This window comes from Tsuneonella sp. CC-YZS046, from assembly GCF_035581365.1.
Lineage (GTDB): Bacteria > Pseudomonadota > Alphaproteobacteria > Sphingomonadales > Sphingomonadaceae > JAWKXU01.
Genome location: NZ_CP141590.1, coordinates 2641429 through 2663837, shown reverse-complemented (window position 1 = coordinate 2663837; position 22409 = coordinate 2641429). Strand labels below are relative to the sequence as shown.

Annotated in this window: 20 protein-coding genes; 11 read left to right on the top strand and 9 right to left on the bottom strand. The window is 66.1% G+C overall.

Features of this window, described 5'->3' with window-relative positions; genetic code table 11:
- Positions 1-64: 64 nt before the first annotated feature.
- From mnmG to U8326_RS13045, 4 genes are read left to right on the top strand one after another with little or no spacing between them, the layout of a single operon-like run.
- Positions 65-1921 (top strand): tRNA uridine-5-carboxymethylaminomethyl(34) synthesis enzyme MnmG, encoded by a 1857-nt coding sequence (gene mnmG / locus U8326_RS13060; protein ID WP_324740811.1) that lies wholly within the window; start codon positions 65-67, stop codon positions 1919-1921.
- Positions 1918-2556 (top strand): 16S rRNA (guanine(527)-N(7))-methyltransferase RsmG, encoded by a 639-nt coding sequence (rsmG, locus tag U8326_RS13055; protein ID WP_324740809.1) that lies wholly within the window; start codon positions 1918-1920, stop codon positions 2554-2556. Before mnmG ends, rsmG begins: the two co-directional genes overlap by 4 nt.
- The gene (locus U8326_RS13050) at positions 2553-3329 is read left to right on the top strand and encodes an AAA family ATPase (RefSeq protein ID WP_324740808.1); all 777 of its coding nucleotides are present in this window, start codon (positions 2553-2555) and stop codon (positions 3327-3329) included. The genes rsmG and U8326_RS13050 overlap by 4 nt, the downstream gene beginning before the upstream one ends.
- A complete protein-coding gene (locus U8326_RS13045) occupies positions 3326-4297 on the top strand; it encodes a ParB/RepB/Spo0J family partition protein (protein WP_324740807.1) in 972 nt (323 codons plus the stop codon). Before U8326_RS13050 ends, U8326_RS13045 begins: the two co-directional genes overlap by 4 nt.
- A gap of 121 nt (positions 4298-4418) precedes the next feature.
- On the opposite strand, the gene U8326_RS13040 is transcribed toward U8326_RS13045, so the two are convergent.
- Complete coding sequence (locus U8326_RS13040) at positions 4419-5297, bottom strand: YMGG-like glycine zipper-containing protein (RefSeq protein WP_324740806.1); 879 nt, start codon at positions 5295-5297, stop codon at positions 4419-4421.
- Positions 5298-5465: 168 nt separating this feature from the next.
- Between U8326_RS13040 and U8326_RS13035 the strand changes: the two genes are divergently transcribed.
- Positions 5466-6920, top strand: coding sequence for a sorbosone dehydrogenase family protein (locus U8326_RS13035; RefSeq protein WP_324740804.1), 1455 nt, complete (start codon positions 5466-5468; stop codon positions 6918-6920).
- A gap of 64 nt (positions 6921-6984) precedes the next feature.
- Here U8326_RS13035 and U8326_RS13030 read toward each other — a convergent pair whose 3' ends face one another.
- Positions 6985-7824 (bottom strand): DUF815 domain-containing protein, encoded by an 840-nt coding sequence (locus U8326_RS13030; protein ID WP_416385485.1) that lies wholly within the window; start codon positions 7822-7824, stop codon positions 6985-6987.
- Positions 7821-9575, bottom strand: coding sequence for an acyl-CoA dehydrogenase family protein (locus U8326_RS13025; protein ID WP_324740802.1), 1755 nt, complete (start codon positions 9573-9575; stop codon positions 7821-7823). The genes U8326_RS13030 and U8326_RS13025 overlap by 4 nt, the downstream gene beginning before the upstream one ends.
- 58 nt (positions 9576-9633) lie before the next feature.
- Between U8326_RS13025 and U8326_RS13020 the strand changes: the two genes are divergently transcribed.
- On the top strand, positions 9634-10575 hold the full coding sequence (locus tag U8326_RS13020) for an L-threonylcarbamoyladenylate synthase (RefSeq protein WP_324740800.1): 942 nt from the start codon (positions 9634-9636) through the stop codon (positions 10573-10575).
- Between the two features lie 33 nt (positions 10576-10608).
- Here the strand turns inward: U8326_RS13020 and U8326_RS13015 are convergent, their stop codons facing one another.
- From U8326_RS13015 to U8326_RS12995, 5 genes are all read right to left on the bottom strand, one after another.
- The gene (locus tag U8326_RS13015; RefSeq protein WP_324740799.1) at positions 10609-10926 is read right to left on the bottom strand and encodes a hypothetical protein; all 318 of its coding nucleotides are present in this window, start codon (positions 10924-10926) and stop codon (positions 10609-10611) included.
- A gap of 124 nt (positions 10927-11050) precedes the next feature.
- Positions 11051-11584 carry a CarD family transcriptional regulator gene (locus tag U8326_RS13010; protein ID WP_324740797.1) on the bottom strand — a complete coding sequence of 178 codons (534 nt, stop codon included), beginning with the start codon at positions 11582-11584 and terminating at the stop codon, positions 11051-11053.
- Between the two features lie 301 nt (positions 11585-11885).
- On the bottom strand, positions 11886-12224 hold the full coding sequence (gene fdxA, locus U8326_RS13005; RefSeq protein ID WP_324740796.1) for a ferredoxin FdxA: 339 nt from the start codon (positions 12222-12224) through the stop codon (positions 11886-11888).
- Entirely contained in the window at positions 12221-12532 is a 312-nt protein-coding gene (locus U8326_RS13000) for an RNA-binding S4 domain-containing protein (RefSeq protein WP_324740795.1), read from the bottom strand. The genes fdxA and U8326_RS13000 overlap by 4 nt, the downstream gene beginning before the upstream one ends.
- A gap of 13 nt (positions 12533-12545) precedes the next feature.
- Positions 12546-15068: a helicase-related protein gene (locus U8326_RS12995; RefSeq protein ID WP_324740794.1), complete on the bottom strand. Its 2523-nt coding sequence runs from the start codon at positions 15066-15068 to the stop codon at positions 12546-12548.
- A 137-nt stretch (positions 15069-15205) separates the two neighbouring features.
- Here U8326_RS12995 and U8326_RS12990 point away from each other — a divergent pair, with 137 nt between their 5' ends.
- The 5 genes from U8326_RS12990 to U8326_RS12970 all read left to right on the top strand — a co-directional run bounded on the left by U8326_RS12990 (position 15206) and on the right by U8326_RS12970 (position 21033).
- Positions 15206-16906 carry a peptidoglycan DD-metalloendopeptidase family protein gene (locus U8326_RS12990; RefSeq protein WP_324740792.1) on the top strand — a complete coding sequence of 567 codons (1701 nt, stop codon included), beginning with the start codon at positions 15206-15208 and terminating at the stop codon, positions 16904-16906.
- Between the two features lie 64 nt (positions 16907-16970).
- A complete protein-coding gene (gene hemB / locus U8326_RS12985; protein WP_416385484.1) occupies positions 16971-17966 on the top strand; it encodes a porphobilinogen synthase in 996 nt (331 codons plus the stop codon).
- Complete coding sequence (locus U8326_RS12980; RefSeq protein ID WP_324740791.1) at positions 17963-20185, top strand: fused MFS/spermidine synthase; 2223 nt, start codon at positions 17963-17965, stop codon at positions 20183-20185. Before hemB ends, U8326_RS12980 begins: the two co-directional genes overlap by 4 nt.
- Positions 20182-20748, top strand: coding sequence for a gamma carbonic anhydrase family protein (locus tag U8326_RS12975; RefSeq protein ID WP_324740790.1), 567 nt, complete (start codon positions 20182-20184; stop codon positions 20746-20748). Before U8326_RS12980 ends, U8326_RS12975 begins: the two co-directional genes overlap by 4 nt.
- A complete protein-coding gene (locus U8326_RS12970) occupies positions 20749-21033 on the top strand; it encodes a DUF167 domain-containing protein (protein ID WP_324740789.1) in 285 nt (94 codons plus the stop codon).
- A 59-nt stretch (positions 21034-21092) separates the two neighbouring features.
- Here U8326_RS12970 and U8326_RS12965 read toward each other — a convergent pair whose 3' ends face one another.
- A complete protein-coding gene (locus U8326_RS12965) occupies positions 21093-22355 on the bottom strand; it encodes a SulP family inorganic anion transporter (RefSeq protein WP_324740788.1) in 1263 nt (420 codons plus the stop codon).
- Positions 22356-22409: the final 54 nt, after the last annotated feature.

Sequence of the window (22409 nt, the reverse complement as noted above, 5' to 3'; positions counted from 1 at the left end):
ACGTGAAACACCGGCGGTAGGGAGGCTTTGACCCGAGTCCCGCCCTCCTATATTGGCGGCCATCATGCATGCGTTCGATATCGTGGTTGTGGGCGGCGGCCATGCCGGCTGCGAGGCCGCGGCGGTAGCCGCGCGCATGGGCGCGCGCGTCGCTCTGGTGAGCTTCGATCTCGCAGCGATCGGGGCGATGAGCTGCAACCCGGCGATCGGCGGCCTGGGCAAGGGCCATCTGGTGCGGGAAGTGGATGCCTTCGACGGGTTGATCGCCCACGCCGCGGATGCCGCCGCGATCCATTACCGCATGCTCAATCGCTCTAAGGGCAGCGCCGTGTGGGGGCCGCGCGTACAGGCCGACCGCGCGCTGTTCAAGGCGGCGATCCAGCGATTGCTGAAGGAGCAGGGCGATCTCGCGCTGGTCGAGGGCGAAGCGGCTGGGCTGCGCATCGCCAACGGCTGCGTGACCGGCCTCGATCTGGCCGATGGCACCGCGCTTGCTTCGCAGGCCGTGGTGCTATGCACCGGCACTTTCCTGGGTGGCACACTGTTTCGCGGGGAGGAAAGGCTGTCCGGCGGGCGGATCGGGGAAGCCTCGGCGCAGAGGCTCGCGGCGCAATTGCGTGAAGCGGAGCTGCCGATGGCCCGGCTCAAGACCGGCACGCCGCCCCGCCTCGACGGGCGCAGCATCGACTGGGCGCGGCTGGTGGAGCAGATTTCCGACCCCGAGCCATGGGTGATGTCGCCGCTGAGCGAAGGGCGGGTGAATCCCCAGCTGTTCTGTGCGATCACGCGCACCAATGCGCGCAGTCACGATGTCATTCGGGCCAATCTCCATCGCTCGCCGTTGTTCACCGGGGCGATCGACGCGCGCGGCCCGCGCTATTGCCCCTCGATCGAGGACAAGATTCATCGCTTCGCCGATCGCGATAGCCATCAGATATTCCTGGAGCCGGAAGGGCTGGGCACGCATCTGGTCTATCCGAATGGAATCAGCACCTCCTTGCCCACCGAGGTCCAGCTCGAAATGCTGCGGACCATGGAAGGTCTGGAGCGCGTGGAGATGGCGGTTCCGGGCTATGCGGTGGAATATGATCACATCGATCCGCGCGCTCTGCGCCCGTCGCTGGAATTGCGCGATATGCCGGGCCTCTATTGCGCGGGCCAGATCAACGGGACGACCGGCTATGAGGAAGCGGCCGCGCAGGGGCTGATCGCCGGGCTGCATGCCGCCGCGAGCGTACTGGGCAAGGCGCCGGCGCCGCTCGACCGCGCCAATGCCTATATGGCGGTGATGATCGACGATCTCACTCTGCATGGGGTGAGTGAGCCTTATCGGATGCTCACCGCGCGCGCGGAATATCGTCTGCGCCTGCGCGCCAACAATGCGACCACCCGGCTGACCGGGCTGGCGATAGGGGCGGGCTGCGTCGGCGCGCGTCGGCAGGAATGGTTTCTGCGCAGGGAAGAGGAACGTGCCCGGTTGGAGGTCGCGTTCGACCGCGAGCTGACCAGCGCCCAACTGTCCGGGGCGGGCCTGCCGGTCCGCCCGGATGCGGGGCGGCTGCCGATCAGGGAATGGCTGCGTTTCGGGGGAGTGGACCTTGCCGGTCTGGCGCCCTGGCTCGATCCGGGCGTGGATAGCGCCAGCGAGATGGCGCTCGAACTGGCCGAGGATGCCGCTTACGCGCCCTATCTGGCGCGGCAGGATGCCGAATTGCGCGATCTCCGGTCGAGCGAGGCGGTGGTGTTGGAGGATGGTTTTCCCTTTGCGGAAGTGCCGGGGCTGTCGCGCGAGATGGTGGAGCGGCTTGTCGCGGCAAAGCCGCAGACGCTGGCCGCCGCCGGTCGCATCCCGGGAATCACGCCTGCCGCCCTGGCTGTGCTGCTGGTCCATGCCCGCCGCCGCTCGGCGGTGGCTGCATGATCGGGGACGAGGAATCCGCGCGTCAATTTGTCGCAAAGCTGTGCGATCAGACGGCGATGGATCGGCTCGATCGGTTGGTGGACATGCTTGCCACGGAAAATGAACGCCAGAACCTGATCGGGCGCGACAGTATTCCGCATATGTGGCGACGGCATATCGCTGACAGCGCGCAGTTGCTGACCCATGTTCCACGTGAAACAACCGGCATCTGGCTGGATCTCGGGACGGGAGCGGGCTTTCCCGGAATGGTGATCGCGGCGATGCGCCCGCAATGGCCAGTGAAACTGGTCGAATCGCGCAAGCGGCGAATCGAATGGCTGAATGAAGTGGCGATGCGGCTCGGGCTTGGATCTTGCGAGGTGGCCGGAATGAGACTGGAGCAGGTGGAGAGCTTCCCTGCATCGGTCATTTCGGCACGCGCTTTCGCGCCGATGCAGCGGCTGATAGATCTTTCCGCGCGTTTTTCCACAAGCGACACGCTTTGGCTGTTGCCCAAGGGACGATCCGCCGCGCATGATCTGGAAACACTGCCGCGTCGATTGCGCGCCATGTTCCACGTGGAACAATCCGTGACGGATGGCGAAGCCGGCATCGTCATCGGACATCTGAGGCAGAAAAACGGAGCAAGGGCATGATCCGGATTGCAATCGCGAACCAGAAAGGCGGGGTGGGGAAGACCACGACTGCGATCAATATCGCTACTGCAATGGCTGCAACGGGGTGGAAAACCTTGCTTATTGATCTCGATCCGCAGGGCAATGCCTCTACGGGGATCGGAATCGAAGCCGCCAGCCGGGTCCGTTCAAGCTACGATCTACTGGTCGATCAGCTCCCCCTTACGGATTGCATCGTGCCCACGGCGATCCCGGGGCTGGATATTGTGCCGGCGACGGTCGATCTGAGCGGGGCGGAGGTGGAGCTGGTTTCTGTCGAGCAGCGCAGCGACCGATTGCGCGATGCGCTGGCAGGTCACAAACTGCACGATATCTGCTTTATCGATTGCCCGCCCTCGCTCGGCCTTCTCACCCTGAATGCTTTGGTGGCTGCTGATACGCTGCTGGTGCCGCTGCAATGCGAATTCTTCGCCCTGGAAGGGTTGAGCCAGCTTCTGCAGACGGTGGAGCGCGTTCAGCAGCGTTTCAACGCCGATCTGGGCATTGTCGGTGTCGCTCTGACCATGTTCGACCGGCGCAATCGGCTTACCGACCAGGTGGCGGAAGATGTCCGTGCGTGCCTGGGCGGTCTGGTGTTCGAATCCGTCATTCCGCGCAACGTCCGCTTGTCGGAAGCGCCCAGCCACGGCCTTCCGGCGCTGGTATACGACCATAATTGCGCGGGCAGCCGCGCTTACATGGCGCTGGCGCGCGAATTGATCGGCAGACTTCCGGAAGAAAGGAAAGCCGCATGAGCGAAAAGAGCGATTCGTCCGCAGGCCTTTCCCCGTCGGCTCCGATCAAGCGCAAGCCTTCCGGGCTTGGCCGGGGGCTGGGCGCCCTGCTTGGCGATATCAAGCGCGAGGAGCCGCTTGTCGCCAGGGGCGGTTCGGACGGTTCCGGCGCGCTTGTCGGGGAAGGTGCCCGGGGCCTTGCGATGCTCTCGATCTCCTCGGTCGAGCCGCATCCGGAGCAGCCACGCCGCCGTTTCGACGAGGATGCGCTCGAGGAGCTGGCCGCTTCCATCACCGCGCGCGGTGTGATCCAGCCTATCATCGTGCGTCCGCTGGGCAATGGCCGCTATCAGCTGGTGGCGGGCGAACGGCGCTGGCGGGCCGCGCAAAAGGCGCGTCTGCATGAGATTCCGGCGCTGGTTCGCGAGTTGGGCGACCGCGATGTGATGGCGCTGGCGCTGATCGAGAATCTCCAGCGGGAGGATCTCAACCCTATCGAAGAAGCGCGGGCTTATCACAGGCTTGCCGAGAATGAAGGGATGAGCCAGGCGGAAATCGCGCAGCTGGTCGACAAGTCCCGCAGCCATGTCGCCAATCTCCAGCGCTTGCTGTCGCTGCCCGATGCGGTGATCGAGCATATCGAAACCGGCCGCTTGTCTATGGGCCATGCCCGGGCGCTGATCGGGCATGAGGACGCGGAAGCGATTGCGCTGGAAGCGATCGCGAAGAATCTGTCGGTGCGCGAGGTCGAGAAAAAGGCGCGCAAGCCGCGCGGGGAAGGGGCGGGGCCACGCCATGCCCGGCCCGCCCGCGCTACCGCCGACAATGCGGATATCGCGGCCGTTCAGAACCATCTGGAGGAATTTCTGGGGCTGGCCGTGCGGATCAATGCCGATGCGGACCCGCGATCAGGCGCGGTGGTGATTCGCTACCGCACACTGGACCAGCTCGATCTCATCTGCCAGCGCCTGACCGGCGGCGGAATCTGATCTTTCGCCCGAGCCGGGCATTGGATGGGGCAAGCGGGAATATGCGAAGGTGCGCCGGCTGATTGGCCCAATGCCGCATATAAATTCAACAATATCAATCAGATATGGCGGAATCCCACCCTTACTGGGTTTTGGAATATTCGATCCGCTTGGTCTTGGTCGGAGCCAGCTTGATCCGCTTGTCCGGGACGGGGCGGGGAATCGCGCGGCGAATGACGGGCGCGGGCTCGACAATCTCCTCCACTACTTGTTCCGGGCATTTCCTGCCCTTGGGGACCATGACCGGAACCATCATAACCGGGCCATAACCGTATCCGTAGCCTTGGGGCTGGCCATAGCCATAGCCCGGCGCGGAACTGCGGCTTGCGAGGTAATCCTCGCACCAATCGAGCGCTTCATTGTCGAGCTTGCTGCGGGACGACCTGTTGGCGACCGTTCCGATCACCGCGCCTGCCACGCCGCCGACTCCGGCCCCGATCAGGGTGCCGGCCCAGCGGTCGCCCTTGTCGTCGATCCGGTTGCCGGCGACGCCGCCGATCAAGGCCCCCAGCAGGCCGCCGATCAGCCCGCCCTTGCCGTCGCGTCTGTCACGCCGATAGCGATCGGCGCACTCGCTTATCCAGTCAGCGCGCGCGCGGTCATAGGCCACCGGATCGGCTCCGCCCGGCGGATAGGGAACCGCGCCATGCGCATAGGGCGCAACGCCGCCCGCCACCGGCCCGCCGGGGTAGGGGGCCGCCGGGGCGGGATATACCGGCACCGGATAGGCCGGGCCGGCAGCACCATAGGGTGCGGGATAGACAGGTCCGCCGGGATAGGCGGGAGCCGGATAGACAGGTCCAGGGTAGGCTTGCGGCAGGACGGGCGCGGGTGCCGCCGGAATCGCGGGCGCCTCTGCCGGAGCTTGCGCTTCGGGGGTCGATTGCGCGAGAGCGGTGCCGGAGCCTGCTGCGAGCAGTGCGCTGGCGATGGCGCTGAGCGAAAGCTGGCGGGCGTTCATCGTGGTCCCCTGTTCCTTAGTCCGGTCGATTCCGGGAATTAACGGAAAATTTAGCATCAGCCGGATCGGCAAACCAAGGACTGCGCGGGAAAATCTCTCCTACTGTCCCGTTTCGGGTCGAGCGGTGCGCCATTGCCTGACGTTCCTCTCGCCCCTAAATGGAAGCCCATGAAAAAGAGCTCCAAGATCGCCATCGGTGCCGCGCTGTCCGTCCTCGTCCTCGCTGGCGCGGGCTGGTGGCTGTTGAGCGGGGACGAGGCGAACGTGCCCTTCGCGGAGGTCACCGGAACCGATCCCAAGCTCGAAGAGGAGTTCGATGCGGAGACCATTCCGACCGTGTCGATCGCCAAGCCGGTGGGGTGGCCGGACGGCGCCGCGCCGAAAGCGGCCTCGGGCCTCGCAGTAACCCGCTTCGCGGAAGGGCTGGAGCATCCGCGCACTCTGCTCACCCTGCCAAATGGCGATGTGGTGGCGGCCCTGACGGGTGCGCCGGCGCAGAGCAATCCCGGCGGAATTGTCGGCTGGGTGATGGGGCGCCTGATGACACGGGCTGGAGCGGGCGCTCCTTCGCCCGACAAGCTGGTGCTGCTGCGCGATGGCGACGGCGATGGAAAGGCGGAGCAGCGGTTCGTCCTGCGCGAGGATCTCCGCTCGCCGTCCGGACTGGCCTATGGCGGCGGGCGGCTGTTCGTCGCCAATCACGATGCGCTGCTGTCCTTCGCGTTCGAGCCGGGCCAGACCGCGATCCAGGGCGAGCCGGAGAAGCTGATGGATCTTCCCGCCGCCGGCAATCACTGGATGCGCAACATCCTGCTCAGCCCCGATGGGAACAATATCTACATTGCCGTGGGCTCGGCTTCCAATATCGGCGAGAACGGCATGGAGGCGGAGCAGGGCCGCGCGGTGATCTGGGAATATGATCTCAAGGGGAAGAGCCGCAGGCAATATGCAGCGGGGCTGCGCAATCCCAACGGCCTTGGCTGGAACCCGGCGACCGGCGAATTGTGGACCACGGTGAACGAGCGCGACATGCTCGGCTCGGATCTCGTGCCCGATTACCTCACCAATGTCCCGGTCGGCGCGCAATATGGCTGGCCCTGGGTCTATTGGCGCAACAAGGTCGACCGGCGGGTCAAGGACCCGATGCCGCTCTACCTCACCGAATATGCCCGCCGCCCGGAATATGCCCTGGGCCCGCATGTCGCAGCGCTGGGGTTGGCGTTCACGCAGGAAGGGCATCGCATGGGCGATGCATTCGCCAATGGCGCGTTCATCGCGCAGCATGGCTCCTGGAACCGCAAGCCGAAATCCGGCTATGACGTCGTGTTCGTGAAGTTCGATGAACGGGGCAACCCCGTCGGCAAGCCGGTGCCGGTGCTGACTGGCTTCCTGACCGGGGAGGGCACCACGCGCGGCCGCCCGACCTGGCTGAGCTGGGACAGGCAGGGGGCCTTGCTGGTCAGCGACGATACCGCCGGGATCATCTGGCGGGTCATGGCCCCCGGGGCGAAGCCGGCGGCCAAGCCGCAGGTCGTGAAGTCGACACCGCTTCCGTCGCAGCGCGAATTGCGCGGCGACCGGGCTGTCGCAACCTTCAAGGACGATTACGTCGAGGAAAATTGAGGGAGCAGCCCGGCACTCGGCAGAGTTTCGCGATTGTCGGGGTGCGTGACGTCACGTACCCCGGTCACAGCGCCTTGCCGGCCCGGCCCGCCAGTTCCGTGATATATTGCCACGCGGTGCGGCCCGATCGCGCCCCGCGCCGCCTTGCCCATTCCAGGGCTTCCGCTTCTTCCCATTCCAGGCCGAATTCCTCGGCATAGCCGGCAATGATCGCGAGATAGGCGGGCTGGTCGCAATTGTGGAAGCCGATGGAAAGGCCGAAGCGGTCCGCCAGCGCCAGCCGGTCGTCCACCACGTCGCGGGGATTGAGCGGATCGTTCTGCTCGCTCGCATCGCGCGCGACGATGGCCCGGCGATTGGACGTGACGGCAAGGCGGATATTGGCCGGGCGCGCTTCGACCCCGCCCTGCAGCCAGCTGCGCAGGTGCCGCGGCGAAAGCGTGTCCTGCTCCTCGAAGCCGAGATCGTCGATGAAGACGAGGAACGACCGCTCTTGCCGGGCCAGATCGGCGAACAGCGCAGACAGCGCGGCCAAGGCTTCGGTGTCCGCCTGCACCAGCGCGATGCTGCCGGGCCTGGCCGCCTGCGCCGCAAGCACCGCCCCCCGGATCAGGGCGGATTTGCCCATCCCGCGCGCGCCCCACAGCAGCATGTCATGCGCCGCATAGCCGCATGCCAGGCGAGTGATATTGCCGGTCACCAGCTCCTTCTGCCGGTCGATCCCGCGCAGCAGCGGCAAGGGTGGCGCATCCAGCCGGTCTATGCCCCGCCCCCCATGCCGATCCCAGACATAGGCCGGGAACGCGGTCCAGTCGGTGGGGGCGGCGGGCGGCGCGAGCCTTTCCAGCGCATCGGCGATGCGGGCGAGAGGGTCGCCCTGATCGGTCATGGCAAGCTCCTTCATGCGGTCAATTGGTCTGTGGAGAGGGAATAGAGCAGTTCCGCGCCGGCGGTGGCGGCGGCTTCCAGCCCGGCGGCTTCCGGCACCACATGCTCGAGGAAATAGCGGGCCGTAACGGGCTTGAGCGCGGCCAGCGCCGGGGCCGCGCCCGCTGCAACGGCGCGGCTCTGCCGCAGCAGCTGCGATCCGGCGACCGCGACCGCGCACATCGTGCAGAACGGCACGCTTCCGGCAAGCCGATCGTCCAGGCTGGCCTCTTCCACCATCCAGCGCCCGATGCGGGCACAGCCGCGCGCCAGTCCGGCCAGGGCAGTGACGTCACCGGCTTCGCGCGCGATCTCGTCCATCAGGCCGGCGAGGACGCCGCCCTGCTCCATGCCGAGCTTGCGGGTGACGAGATCCGCCGCCTGGATGCCGTTGGTGCCTTCGTAGATCGGCGGGATACGCGCATCGCGGTATAGCTGCGCCGCGCCGGTTTCCTCGATATATCCCATGCCGCCATGGATCTGGATGTTGAGGCTGGCGACCTCGATCCCGGTATCGGTGCACCATGCCTTGGCGAGCGGCACCAGCAATTCCGCGCGCTGTGCGGCTGCCGTGTCTGCCAGCCTACCCCGGTCGACCTGGCCTGTTGTGTAATAGAGCAGGGCGCGCGCCCCTTCGGTCAGCGCCCGCATGCGCAACAGCATCCGGCGCACATCGGGATGCTCGACGATTGCCACCGGATGCTTGTCGGCGGAGCCGGCCCGGGGCGACTGGATGCGTTCGCGCGCATAGGCCAGCGCCTGCTGGGCCGCCCGTTCGGCGATCTGCACGCCCTGGCTGGCGACATTGATCCGCGCATTGTTCATCATGGTGAACATCGCGCGCAGCCCTTCGTTCTCGCGGCCGACCAGTTCGCCGATGCACTGGCCGTTGTCGCCATAGCTCATCACGCAGGTGGGCGAGGCGTGGATGCCCAGCTTGTGCTCGATACTGGCGCAAACCAGATCGTTGCGCTCCCCGAGCGATCCGTCTTCCGACACCAGATATTTGGGCACGATGAACAGGGAAATGCCGCGCGAGCCTTCGGGCGCGCCGGGGGTTCGGGCCAGCACGAGATGGACGATGTTCTCCGCCAGCTCATGCTCGCCCCAGGTGATGAAGATCTTCTGTCCGGAAATCCGGTATTTCCCGGCATGTCTTCCCTCGAACTCGTCCGGGCCGACCGGCGTGGCCGTGGTGCGCAAGGCGCCGACATCGCTGCCCGCCTGCGGTTCGGTCAGGTTCATGGTGCCGGACCATTCGCCCGAAATCAGCCTGGGCAGATACAGCGCCTTCTGTTCCTCGCTGCCATGATGCTGCAACGCCTCGATCGCGCCGGTGGTGAGGATCGGCAGCAGCGTGAACGCCAGATTGGCCGCGCCGAGGCTTTCGAGAACCTGGGTGGCGAGGGTGAAGGGCAGGCCCTGCCCGCCGAACTCGGCCGGCGCGGCAATCCCGTTCCAGCCCTGCTCGACATAGGCGGCATAGGCTTGCGCGAACCCGTCCGGCAAGGTCACGACGCCATTGGCAAGCCGCGCCCCTTCGATGTCGCCGATCCGGTTGAGCGGTGCCCATTCGCCTGCCGCGAAGGCGGCGATCCCTTCGGCTATCGCTTCGACCAGATCCGGCGTAGCGGCGGAAAAGCGGTCGTTCCGCGCCAGTTCCCCGATTCCGGCGCAGACCTGCATGGCCAGCAATTGATCCTGGGTCGGTGCCGTGAAATCAGCCATGGGTCCCTCTTGGCGCTTTTGCTTGGCTTTGGCCACGCTCACCTATAGCGGGGGCACCATGTCCGGCAAGGCACCACGGATTCTGGCTGCTGACGCAACAGCCCTTGCACGGGCCGTGCGTCATCTGCGCATGGGCGGGCTGGTCGCGGTTCCCACCGAGACGGTCTATGGGCTTGCCGCGCGCGCGGACGACGATGCTGCGGTGGCGGGTATCTATCGGGCCAAGGGGCGGCCCGATTTCAATCCGCTGATCGTGCATGTCGGCGATCTGGCGCAGGCGGAGCGCCTTGCCGTTTTCGATGCGCGGGCGCGCCTGCTGGCGGAGCGCTTCTGGCCCGGCCCGCTCACTCTGGTGCTGCCGCTGCGAGAGGAGGCTCCGGTTGCCGCGGCGGTCACGGCGGGCTTGCCCACGATAGCGATCAGGATGCCGGCCCATCCGGTGATGCGCGCCCTGCTGGCTGAAACCGGGCTGCCGCTGGCCGCTCCCTCGGCCAATCGCAGCGGTGGGGTCAGCCCGACCAGCGCCGCGCATGTCGCCGCCTCGCTGGGAGAGAGTATCCCTCTGCTTCTGGACGGCGGTCCATGCGAGGCTGGGCTGGAGTCCACCATTGTCGCCCTGCGCGAAGGCGGGTGCTGGCAGATCCTGCGCCCCGGGCCGATTGTGGCGGAGGAACTCGCCGCGATCCTCGGGCCGCCCGAGGAGGTGGGCGATGCCCGGATCGAGGCGCCAGGGCAATTGGCGAGCCATTATGCGCCGGGCAAGCCGGTCCGGCTCGATGCGCAAGAAGCTGCTCCCGACGAATTCATGATCGGGTTCGGGCCGGTTCGCGGGGACATATCCTTGTCCGAAACAGGCGATCTGGGCGAAGCCGCTGCCCGGCTCTATGCCTGCCTGCATAGCGCGGCGGCGTCGGACAAGCCGCACATCGCCATTGCACCGATCCCGGCGGGGGGGATCGGCGACGCCATCAATGATCGGTTGAAACGCGCGGCGGCCTAGCGATTTCGGGAACGCTTGCTGACTTGGAAATCCTTAGTAGCCGCTTCGGCGCAGCGCTTCCATTTCGTCTTCCAGCTGGGCCATCTCGCGGCAAGCCGCATCGTTGCCCCCATGGCAGGCCTGTTCCGCCTTGCGGTGCTGGCGCTCCAGCTTGCCCAGCCGCTCCTCCTGCTTGCGCAGGGCGCGGCCGCGTTTCTCGTCGGCTTCGGACTGGCTGGTCGTGGTCGCATCCACCGCGCCGCCCACGGCCTTTACCGGCAGCGTAACGACGTCAACCGCGGTGCGGGCTATGCAGCCGGTCAGTAAAAGTGAGGCGCCCATCGCGAAGGGGATGCAGGAAACAATGCGCATGATGCGGCAGAATGAAGCATTCTTTCCGCACTGTCACGGAAACTGTTGAGGCGAACGGACAGGCCGAAACGAAAAAGGGCCACCCCGCAGGCGGCCCTTTCTCATTGCAGGAGATGCGCGAGGCTCAGGCGGTCTCGGCATTCTCGTAATATTTCGGAGCATGCTCGTTCAGGATCGCGAGGATCTTCTTGAGCGCGGCCGGCTCGTCGGTCTTCTCCATCGCGGCAAGCTCGCGCGCAAGGCGCGATGAAGCCGCTTCGAAGATCTGACGCTCGGAATAGCTCTGCTCCGGCTGATCGTCGGCGCGGAACAGGTCACGGGTCACTTCTGCGATCGAAACCAGATCGCCCGAATTGATCTTCGCTTCATATTCCTGGGCGCGGCGCGACCACATGGTGCGCTTGACCTTGGGCTTGCCCTTCAGCGTATCGAGCGCTTCGCGCAGGGTCTTGTCAGACGAAAGCTTGCGCATCCCGATCGCTTCGACCTTGTTGACGGGCACCCGCAGGGTCATCCGCTCTTTCTCGAAGCGCAGGACATAGAGTTCGAGCTGCATGCCAGCGATCTCCTGCTGCAGCAGTTCGATCACACGGCCCACGCCGTGCTTGGGGTAAACGACATAATCTCCGACATCGAAAGCGGGAGCCTTGGCTGCCATGTATGGTCCTTTCCTAGGGCAGGTTCTCCACCAGGAGAAGATCGCGATGCGGGGGGCCGTGCCAGCTATCGACGCGACCCTGTCATGCATCAGCGATGTGGCGGAAACCCTTGCCTTGCCAGATGCCAATCCTGCCCGGGGACCGAACGTCCCCGGCACTGAAGTGGTTTATAGCGGATTTCCGTGGAAAAAGCCAGCGCCATGATTCATGCCGCAAATTCGCCAGGGTGCGCTAGGGTCGGCAGGTTTCGTATTTGTGACAGCGGTTTTCCCCGGCCTGGGCCGGGGAAGCCGGGTGCCGTCAATCGCCTTCGCCAGGCTCGGCCGAGAAATATTTCTCGAACTTGCCTTCTTCGCCCTTGTGGTCGTCGGCGTCCGGCGGGCAATCCTTCTTGCTCGTCAGATTGGGCCATTCGGACGAATATTTGGCATTGAGCTCCAGCCATTGTTCCAAGCCGCTTTCCGTGTCGGGCAGGATCGCTTCCGCCGGACATTCGGGTTCGCAAACACCGCAGTCGATGCATTCGCTGGGATTGATCACCAGCATGTTCTCGCCTTCGTAGAAGCAATCGACAGGACAGACTTCGACGCAATCCATATACTTGCAACGGATGCATGCGTCGGTGACTACGTAGGTCATGGCCAGTCTTCCCTTTCAGGCGATGATATTCGAGCCGGTGCTATGGCGAAGTCTCGTCCGCCGTCAAGCACGCGATAGCAATCGCGCGCTTCCTGGGGCGGCCCGCGCCGGGCCGGTATCGCGGTCAGCTGGATGACGAGCACGCCGCTGCGCAGCGGCAGGGTGAGCACGTCGCCGACGGCGATCGGCTGCCCCGTCCGGTCGATCCGCTTGCCGTTGCGCCTGATATGCCCTTCCTCGACCCATTTCTGCGCAAGGCTCCGGGTCTTTGCAAACCGCAGAAACCAGAGCAGCCGGTCGATTCGCATGAGGCCGTGCGCCTTACCGCACCAGATCCGCCAGGGCGGCGAAGGCATTGCCCTGCGGCGGGGCGGGACCGTTCCCGCCCTCGATCTGCTGCTTGCGGCGGCGTGGGCGCCAGCTCCAGCTCTCGGGCGCGGCAGGCCCGTGCGCTCCTTCGGGCAGGGTTTGCGCCCGCCGTTCCAGCCTGAATCCGGCATCGCGCATCAGCGCGTCGAAGCCCGGCTGCGCCAGCCCCATGGAAGTCGCCATCACGCGATCCGGAGCGAAGCGCCCGCCGCGCGTATTGGCGCGGCGCTCATGCGCGGCGCGCAGGATGCGCTCGGCCAGATCGACCCTGATCGCCTGCTTGCCCGCTCTGCGATAGCCGGCGGGAAGATGGTGCGCGGATGCAAGGACCGGCTCCATGTTGCCGGCCAGCGGCCGCCTGTCCAGTCCGAGGCCGGCCAGCAGGCGGCGCGGCGCCGGCTTGAGCAGGGCCGGGACGAAGATGTCCAATGCGCCGATCGTGACGCCAAGCCGCCGCAGCAGCTTGCGTCCTTCCGGGGCAATGTGTTCCAGACCGGCCGCATCGCGGGGCACCGTCCCATGACCGGCGATCACTGCCAGCAGCAGCGCGCGGACCTCGCTTCCGCTGGCCGGAGCCCTGGCGGCCCTTTCCAGTTCCCGCAGAGGAAGCAGGGGCCTGAGCTGCGCTTCCAGCCATAGTTCCAGCGCTTCGACCAGTTCCTTGCGCTGGCCCGGTGGCAGGGCGGCGAGTTCGCGCGACAAATCGAGGGTGGCCTGGCCGCCGTTCCTCCCGGGAAGCACCGCTGCAATCGCCTTGCCGTCCCGCACGATATTCCCGCCTGAAAGCTCCAATGTGCCGAGATCGCGCGCGACGAGCAGGTCCGCCTTTCGCGCCAGCAGATCCGGCAAATGCTTCTCGGCGGCGGCCAGCAGCAGCTTGCGGTCCGCATGATTGGCGGTGGCGTCGACGACGAAGCGGAAGCCTTCGAGATGGCCGATGGCTTCCCCTTCGACGAGCACCTTGTCGCCTTCCGCCAGTTCCACCTTCAGCAGGCGCGGGTCCTTGCCCACGGCCTTCATCAATATCGCGGTCCGCCGGTTGACGAAGCGTTCCGTAAGGCGGGCGTGCAGCGCATCGGACAGGCGGGCTTCGGCGCCCTTGGCGCGGGCCGCCAGCTCTTCCTTCGCCTGCAGCCAGTCCGGCCGCTGCGCGATATAGCTCCAGCTCCGGATCGCGGCGATCCGCCCCTGCAGCGTATCGATATCGCCCTGGCTATTGTCGAGTTCGGCGATCCTGGCCGCGGCGTAATCGGCGCCCAGATAGCCGTTGCGCAGGTCCTGCCACAGCCGGGCGATGAAGCGGGCGTGGGTTTCCGCCCCCTGCTGGCGGAAATCCGGCAGGCAGCAGGTGTCCCAGAAACGCGCGATCAGGGAAGGGCTGTGCAGGCTGCCTGCTATAGCGGGATCTTCGGCGAGGCGCTTGAGCACCGCCAGGTCGATCGCCTCGGGCGCGGGGGCCAGCGCGCCATGCCCGGGGCGGGATTCCAGATCGTCGATCAGCATGTCCAGCCGGTCGAACCGCGGTTCCGCCTCGCGCCAGAACAGCCTGGTGAGCGGCGCGAAGCGATGTTCCTCGATCGCGTGGATCTCTTCCTCGGCGAACTCGATCGGCGGTCCATCGCCTCCGGCCAGCGTTCCGAAGGTGCCGTCCTTCTGGTGGCGGCCGGCCCGGCCTGCGATCTGGGCCATCTCGGCGGGGGTCAGGCGCCGCCTTCTGGTGCCGTCGAACTTGCTGAGCCCGGCGAAGGCGACATGCCCCACGTCGAGGTTCAATCCCATGCCGATGGCGTCGGTGGCGACGATGTAGTCGACCTCGCCCGACTGGAACAGCGCGACCTGCCGGTTGCGCGTCTCCGGGCTGAGCGCGCCCATCACCACCGCCGCGCCGCCCCTGAAGCGGCGCAGCATCTCCGCCGCCGCATAGACCTGCTCCGCCGAGAAGGCGACGATGGCGCTGCGCGGCGGCAGGCGCGAAAGCTTGCAGGGTCCGGCATGGGTGAGCGAGGAAAAGCGCGGGCGGGAAATGATCTCCGCTGTCGGGGTCAGGGCCTTGATCATCGGTTCCAGCGTGGCGGAACCCAGAATCATGGTTTCCTCGCGGCCGCGCGCGTTCAGCAGCCGGTCGGTGAAGATGTGGCCGCGTTCAGGGTCGGCGGCAAGCTGCGCCTCGTCCAGCGCCACGAAGGCATGGCCCCCGCCGTCGCGCGGCATGGCTTCGGCGGTGCAGAGCAGCCAGCGGGCTTGCGGCGGCTCGATCCGTTCCTCGCCGGTGATCAGGGCCACCTGATGATCGCCCTTGATGGCGCGCACCCGGTCATACACCTCGCGGGCCAGCAGCCGCAGGGGAAAGCCGATCGCACCGCTCGAATGCGCGCACAGGCGTTCGATCGCAAGATGCGTCTTGCCGGTATTGGTCGGCCCGAGCACAGCCTTCAAATGGCCATCGCCGGGTCGCGAAGGAGAAAGACCACTCACAGGTGGAATGTGGCAAGCGCGGCCATGCGCCGCAAGCTCTGCCTGACGGCTATCCCCGCTCATCAGGGATTCTTCACATCGCAATTGGACGCAACAACGGCCCGATTGGTCGAAATTAGCGAAAGATTAACTTTGGAATGGCACGGGTTTCTACCAATAGGGCTGCCGGGATCGCAGGCCCCGCCGACGGGATCTGGCGGGCGCCGGAATTGGAGGGCGCGTTGTTCAAGCCGCGCGATATTTCACTGCCCGGGCATGGAACCGGAGACCCGGGCGGGCCGCCTGCGGCCACCGCCCAATTGAGCATCGCGCAGATCGTCCGGGAGCCGCAAAGCTTCAAGCTCAGCCGCAAGCATGGTCTGCGGGACCGGCTGATCGCGGCCAGGCACCGCCTTTATGCACACATTGCCGCGCTGGATTGGGCACCTGACCTGGCCGAGAACATCGGCAGCGCGCGCTGGTTCCGGGGCTTTGGCACCATGCTTGGGCTGGGCGCGGCGGCTGTGGCCTTCTGGCCGGATTTCGCCCCGCTGGAAGCGGCCCCCGCCATGCGGATCGATGCCGGAGCGCGCGATGAATTCCGCAGCCAGATGATCCTTCCGCTTGCGCTGGGGAGCGACAGCGGCCGCCATATGGGTTGGACGAAATCGGTCGTTCCGCTGCAATCGGCGCCCGAACGCCCGCAGATAGAACTGGCGGCGACGCTGGTTCAGGGCGACAGTTTCGGCCGGATGCTGCAACGGGCGGGCGTGGGCGGCGCAGAGGCCGCGCGGGTGACGCAGATGGTGGCCAATGCCGTTCCGTTGCAGGATATCCGCGCGGGCACCAAGGTGGACATCGTGCTGGGCCGCCGTGCCGATGCCGATCAGCCGCGCCCGCTCGATTCCCTCTCGTTCCGCGCCCGCTTCGACCTCGATCTCGCGCTGCAGCGCCGTGATGGGCAATTGGTGTTGGAGCGCCGGCCGATCAGGGTGGATGGCACCCCTCTGCGGGTGCGGGGAACGGTCGGACCGAGCCTTTACCGATCCGCGCGGGCAGCGGGCGTTCCGGCCAGGGCAGTCCAGCAATATCTGCGCGCGCTGACCGACCAGCTCGATAGCGACAGCGGCATGCGCCCCACCGATACCTTCGACATCATCCTTGCCTACAAGCGGGCCGAGACGGGCGAGGCGGAAGCGGGCGATCTGCTGTATGCGGGGCTGGAGCGCAACGGGAAGCCTACCGCGCAGCTCCTGCGCTGGGGCAGCGACGGCCGTTTCTTCGAAGCGTCCGGCGTCGGGGAAACCCGGACCGGCCTGGTGCGCCCGGTCAACGGTTCGGTAAGCTCGAACTATGGAATGCGGCGGCATCCCATATTGGGCTATACCCGGATGCATGCCGGCATGGATTTCAAGGCGAGCTATGGCACGCCGGTTCATGCGGTGGCGGATGGCGTGGTGCAGTTCGCCGGGCGGCATGGCGGGCACGGCAATTTCGTGCGGCTGGGGCATGGCGGCGGGCTTGGCACCGGCTATGCGCATCTCAGCCGCATAGCGGTTGCGCCGGGCGGCAGGGTCCGGCGGGGGCAGGTGATCGGCTATGTCGGCTCCACCGGCCTTTCCACCGGGCCGCATCTCCATTACGAAATGTATCGCAACGGTCGCACCGTGAACCCGGCCAGCGTGAACTTCACCGTCCGGGCGCAGCTAGAGGGCGCCGAGTTGCAGGCCTTTCGGGCAAGATTGGCGGCGCTGAAGCAAGTCGGCCCGGGCGCGGCTCTCGCCAGCCTTGCCCCGAAGGTGGCAGAACCCAGCGAACCCGCCCGCGAAATCGACCGGCTGGCGCAGCCCAAGCCCTGATCCTTGCTGCTTGCAGCCGGGATGATTGCAGGTGCAATCATTTTGCGGCACTTAGCCCCGCATCATGACACCTTCCTTTCCCTCCCTTCGCTTGCGGCGCACCCGGGTCACGGCCTGGAGCCGCGCGCTCCATCGCGAGAACATTCTGACCCCGGCCGATCTGATCTGGCCGGTTTTCGTTACCGGCGGGACGGGGGTGGAGGAACCGATCGGTTCCTTGCCCGGCGTGTCCCGCTGGTCGCTGGACCTGATCGCGAAGCGGGCGAAGGAAGCGGTGGGGCTTGGCATTCCATGTCTTGCGCTGTTCCCCAATACACCGGCCGACAAGCGCAGCGATGATGGCAGGGAAGCGCTTTCGCGCGATAATCTGATGTGCCGCGCGATCCGCGCGATCCGCGATGCTTGCGGCAGCGATATCGGCATTCTGACGGATGTGGCGCTCGATCCCTACACCTCCCACGGTCAGGACGGGCTGGTGGATGGCGCAGGCTATGTCCTGAACGACGCCACGGTGGAGGTGCTGGTCGGCCAGGCGCTCAACCAGGCGGCGGCCGGCGCCGATATCGTCGCGCCCTCCGACATGATGGACGGGCGGATTGGCGCGATCCGGCAGGCGCTCGAAGCGGACGGGCATCACAATGTCCAGATCATGAGCTATGCCGCCAAATATGCCTCCGCCTTCTACGGCCCGTTCCGCGATGCCGTGGGATCGCGCGGGCTGCTGAAGGGCGACAAGAAAGGCTACCAGATGGACCCCGCGAATGGCGAGGAGGCCCTGCGTGAAGTGGCCCTCGACCTGGCCGAAGGGGCGGACAGCGTGATGGTCAAGCCGGGCCTGCCCTATCTCGACATCGTGCGGCGGGTGAAGGAACGCTTCGAGGTGCCCGTGTTCGCCTATCAGGTCAGCGGCGAATACGCGATGATAGAGGCTGCGGCGGCAGTCGGCGCGGGCGAACGCGATGCGCTGGTGATGGAAACGCTGATGGCGTTCAAGCGCGCCGGCTGTTCCGGAGTGCTGACCTATCACGCGCTGCTGGCCGCGCGTCTGCTTGGCAGATGAGCACTGCCGCAGCGCCATCGGCGCGGCGTTATCTGTTCGTCGCCACCATCCTGACCGGCAGTTTCCTGCTTTTCCTGGTCCAGCCGATGGTCGCGCGCATGGCGTTGCCGCGATTGGGTGGCGCGCCGAATGTCTGGAACAGCGCAATGCTGGTCTATCAGGCCTTGCTGCTGGGCGGCTATGCCTATGCCCATGTGCTGGGCAAGCTGCCGCTCCGGCGTCAGGCCGGGATTCATCTCTCCCTGCTGATCCTCGCCATGCTCACCCTGCCGGTCCGCTTGGTGGATCTGCCGCCATCCGCCGCAGGCTGGGAAGTGGTGTGGGTGCCGGCGCTTCTGGCGCTTTCGATCGGGCCGGTATTCTTCCTCGTATCCGCGCAAGCGCCGCTGATGCAGCGCTGGTATACGGCCAGCCCTGCGGCCGGGGAGCCATGGGCGCTTTACGCAGCTTCCAATCTGGGCAGCTTCGCGGGGTTGATCGCCTATCCCCTTCTGGCCGAGCCGCTGCTGCGGCTGGAGGCGCAAAGCCTGGCCTGGAGTCTGGGCTACGGCCTGCTGATCGTACTGGTTGCACTGGCTGCGTGGGCGCGGTGGCGATCGCCGGTGGCGGACGAGCCGGCCACGGAGGAAGCCGTGCCTCCGGTTCCCGTCAGGCGCATTCTGCTGTGGCTGATCCTGGCGGCGGTTCCTTCGGGGCTGATGCTTTCGACGACGACCCATCTCACCACCGATATTTTCGCGATGCCGCTGCTGTGGGTGATCCCGCTCGGCGTCTATCTGCTGAGTTTCGTGGTCGCCTTTTCGGATCGGCGCCAGTTCGCCCGGACCGTGCAACTTACGGCGCCTTCCGTCATGCTGCTGGCGGGTGGCATGGCGATGGTTTCGCACAATTCGGCCACGATGATGCTCGTCATAGCCAGCATCGGACTGCTCTTCGTAGTCGCTGTGGCTCTCCATGCGCGGCTCTACGATCTGCGCCCGCATCCATCGCAGCTGACCCTGTTCTATCTCGCTCTGTCCGGCGGTGGAGCCTTGGGCGGGCTGTTCACCGCGCTGATCGCGCCGACGATCTTCGACTGGGTGTGGGAACATCCCTTGCTGGTGATCGCCGCGGCCTTGCTGATGCCGCTGGTGCCGTTGCTCGATTGGCGAAACATGCATGGGCTCGATCCGGGCATGGCGCGGATTGCATCATATGTGCTGCTCGCGGCCGCCTTGTTGCTGGGCTGGTTTCTGGTCGATTTCACCCCCGAGGAGATGCCCGGCCCGATCCGGCTCTATCTCACGCTTGCCATGGCCTTTGCCGGATTGCTGCTCGTCCCCTCGCGCGTAATGTTCATGGCGGTTCTGCTGGTGCTGATGCTGGCGCAGGGCGGCCTGGAAATTCTGCGGACGACATGGGACGGCGCCCGCATCCGCAGCTATTTCGGCATCTATACGATCCAGGATTATCCGGACACCAGGCTGCGCACGCTGGCGCATGGCACCACCCTGCATGGCCAGCAATCGACCGATCCGGCAAGGGCGCTGACGCCGACCACCTATTACGGCCCTGGCTCGGGCGTGGGGATGGCGCTGGGCCAGGCGCAGGCGATGTATGGTCCCGGCGCCAGGATCGGCGTGGTCGGCCTCGGCACTGGCACCCTCGCCTGCTACCATCGTCCGGGCGAGCATTGGCGCTTCTATGAGATCGATCCCGCCGTGCTGCGGCTTTCCCGTGATCGCATCTTTACCTATCTGGCCGATTGCGCGCCCGATGCGCAGGTCGTGCTGGGCGATGCCAGGCTGGAACTGGGGAAGTCCGCGCCCGGCTCGCTGGACATTATCGCGATCGATGCCTTTTCGTCGGATGCCATCCCGCTGCATTTGCTCACCGATGAAGCATTCCGCGTCTATCTGCGCGCCTTGTCTCCGAAAGGCATGTTGGCCGTGCATATTTCCAACCGCTATATCGAGCTGGAGCCGGTGCTGGGCGCGATTGCCCGGCAGCACCGGCTCGCCGCATTGATCCGCGAGGACCATCCCCATGACCGGACGGTGCTGTCGTCTTCCTCCTGGGTCTTGCTGACGCGAGATCCGGCGCAGTTGAAGCGGCTTGCCATCGCCCGGCCGGATGCGCCATTGGAAAAGCTGGATGCGCCCGCGCCTCGGGCCTGGACCGATGACCATGCATCTATCCTGCCCTATGTCCGCTGGACGCAAATCTGGGGGAAGCCATGAGCTTGCACCGAACCGACATCACCATCCTGCCGATCCACGGGAAAACCCCGCGCATCCATGACAGCGCCTTCATCGCCCCCGGCTGCCGGATCATCGGCGATGTGGAGATCGGGCCGGATGCCAGCATCTGGTACAATTGCGTGATCCGGGCCGATGTGAACCGCATCGTGATCGGCGCGCGCAGCAATATCCAGGACGGCACGGTCGTCCATTGCGACAGCCCCAAGGAAGGAAGGCCGGAAGGGCATCCCACCCTGATCGGGGAAGATGTGCTGATCGGCCATATGGCCATGGTGCATGGCTGCGTGTTGGCCGATCGCGCCTTCGTCGGCCTCGGCTCCATCGTGATGGATGGCTGCACCATCGAAAGCGACGGAATGCTGGCGGCGGGCGCCTTGCTGACGCCCGGCAAGGTGATCGGATCGCGCCAGCTGTGGACCGGGCGGCCCGCCAAATATCTGCGCGATCTGCCGGACAAGGCGCTGGCCGAAATGCAGAAGGGCGTGGCGAGCTATGTGGAGAACGGGCGGTTCCACCGCGCCGCCCTCGAGGCTGCGGGGTGAATGGCGCGGCCCAGGCTCACCCATCCGCCGGCCCATGCCATCCGCGAACTCGCCGATGGGGATGGGCGGCTTGCGGTGCGGGTGACGCCGGGCGCGCGGGTCGAGCAGATCGGGATCGAACAGGGCAGGGTGGAGGTCAAGGTGCGCACCAAGCCCGAAGGCGGAAAGGCGAATGAGGCTGTGCTGGCCCTGCTCGCCGATGCCTTGGGAGTGGCGACGTCACGGCTTCGCTTGTTGCGCGGCGCGACATCGCGCGAAAAGCTGATCCAGCTTCCGCCGGATTAGAGCGATTTCGGAGCAAGTGAGATCACTTGCTGACTCGGAAATCACGGAAAACAGGCGGATTAGCGGTCGGAATCGGACCAGTCGGTGGTTTTCTGATTGCTGTCCCGCAGCCGCAGCGCAAGGCCGATGCCCACGCCGACCCCGATGGCGATGGTGAGATCCGCCAGGACAGTCAGGATCAGGGTGAGCAGCAGCAGGATCCGGTCGGAGACGGGGGCGGACCAGTAGCTGCGCCACTTGTGCGGCTCGCTCATGTTCCACGCCGTTGTCAGCAGCAGCGCGGCGAGCGCGGGAAGCGACAGATAGCCTGCGAGCGGCCCCGCCGCCATCATGATGGCGAGGATGGCAAGGGCATGGATGATTCCCGCGACCGGGGTTTTCCCGCCGGCGCGAACATTGGTGGCGGTCCGCGCGATGGCGCCCGTGGCGGGAAGGCCGCCGAACAGCGCGGAGCCGATATTGGCCCAGCCCTGGGCAAGGACTTCCGCGTTCGGGCGATGGCGCCCCTCGATCAGGCGATCCGCAACGACCGCCGAAAGCAGGGATTCGATTGCCGCCAGGAATGCGATCACCAGCGCGGACGGCAGCAGCTCGGTCAGGCGCGCAAGCGTGATCTTGGGCACGGCTGGCATCGGAAGGCTCCGGGGAAGCTCGCCGTAGCGTGAATCGATATTGTCCACCGGCAGGCCGAAGATGACGACCAGGGCCGAAACCGCGGAGACGGCCACGATCAGCCCCGGCAGCCGGGGAAACATCCGGCGCAGCAAAACGATGAGCGCGAGAGCGACCAGCCCGGCGCCGAGGGCATGGACGTTGAAGGATGCGCGGGCATCCCACAAGGCCGCCAGCTTCGGCAGGAACTCGGCGGGAACGGATGCCACGTTGAGCCCCAGGAAATCCTTGAGCTGGCTGGAGGCGATGATGATGGCGATGCCTATCGTGAAGCCGTTGACTACTGCCTCCGGCACATAGGCGATCAGATTGCCCGCCCGCAGCAGGCCGGCCAGCAGCAGGATCGCGCCCGCCATCAGCGTGGCGAGGACCAGCCCGTCATAGCCATGGGTGGCGATCACGCCATAAACCACTACGATGAAGGCGCCGGTCGGCCCGCCGATCTGGACGCGGCTGCCGCCCAGCACGGATATTATCAAGCCGCCGACGATCGCCGTCAGCAGGCCTTTCTCCGGGCTGGCCCCGGATGCGATGGCGATCGCTATGCTGAGCGGGATCGCAACCAGGGCGACAGTGATGCCCGCGACCAGATCGGCCCGGAACAGGGCCGGGGTATAGGTCGGCAGTATCGTCAGCAGCTTCGGTTTCATGCCTGCTCGCCAATGGAAGAATGCAGCCGTGGCAAGCGTGGCTCGGCTTGCCCC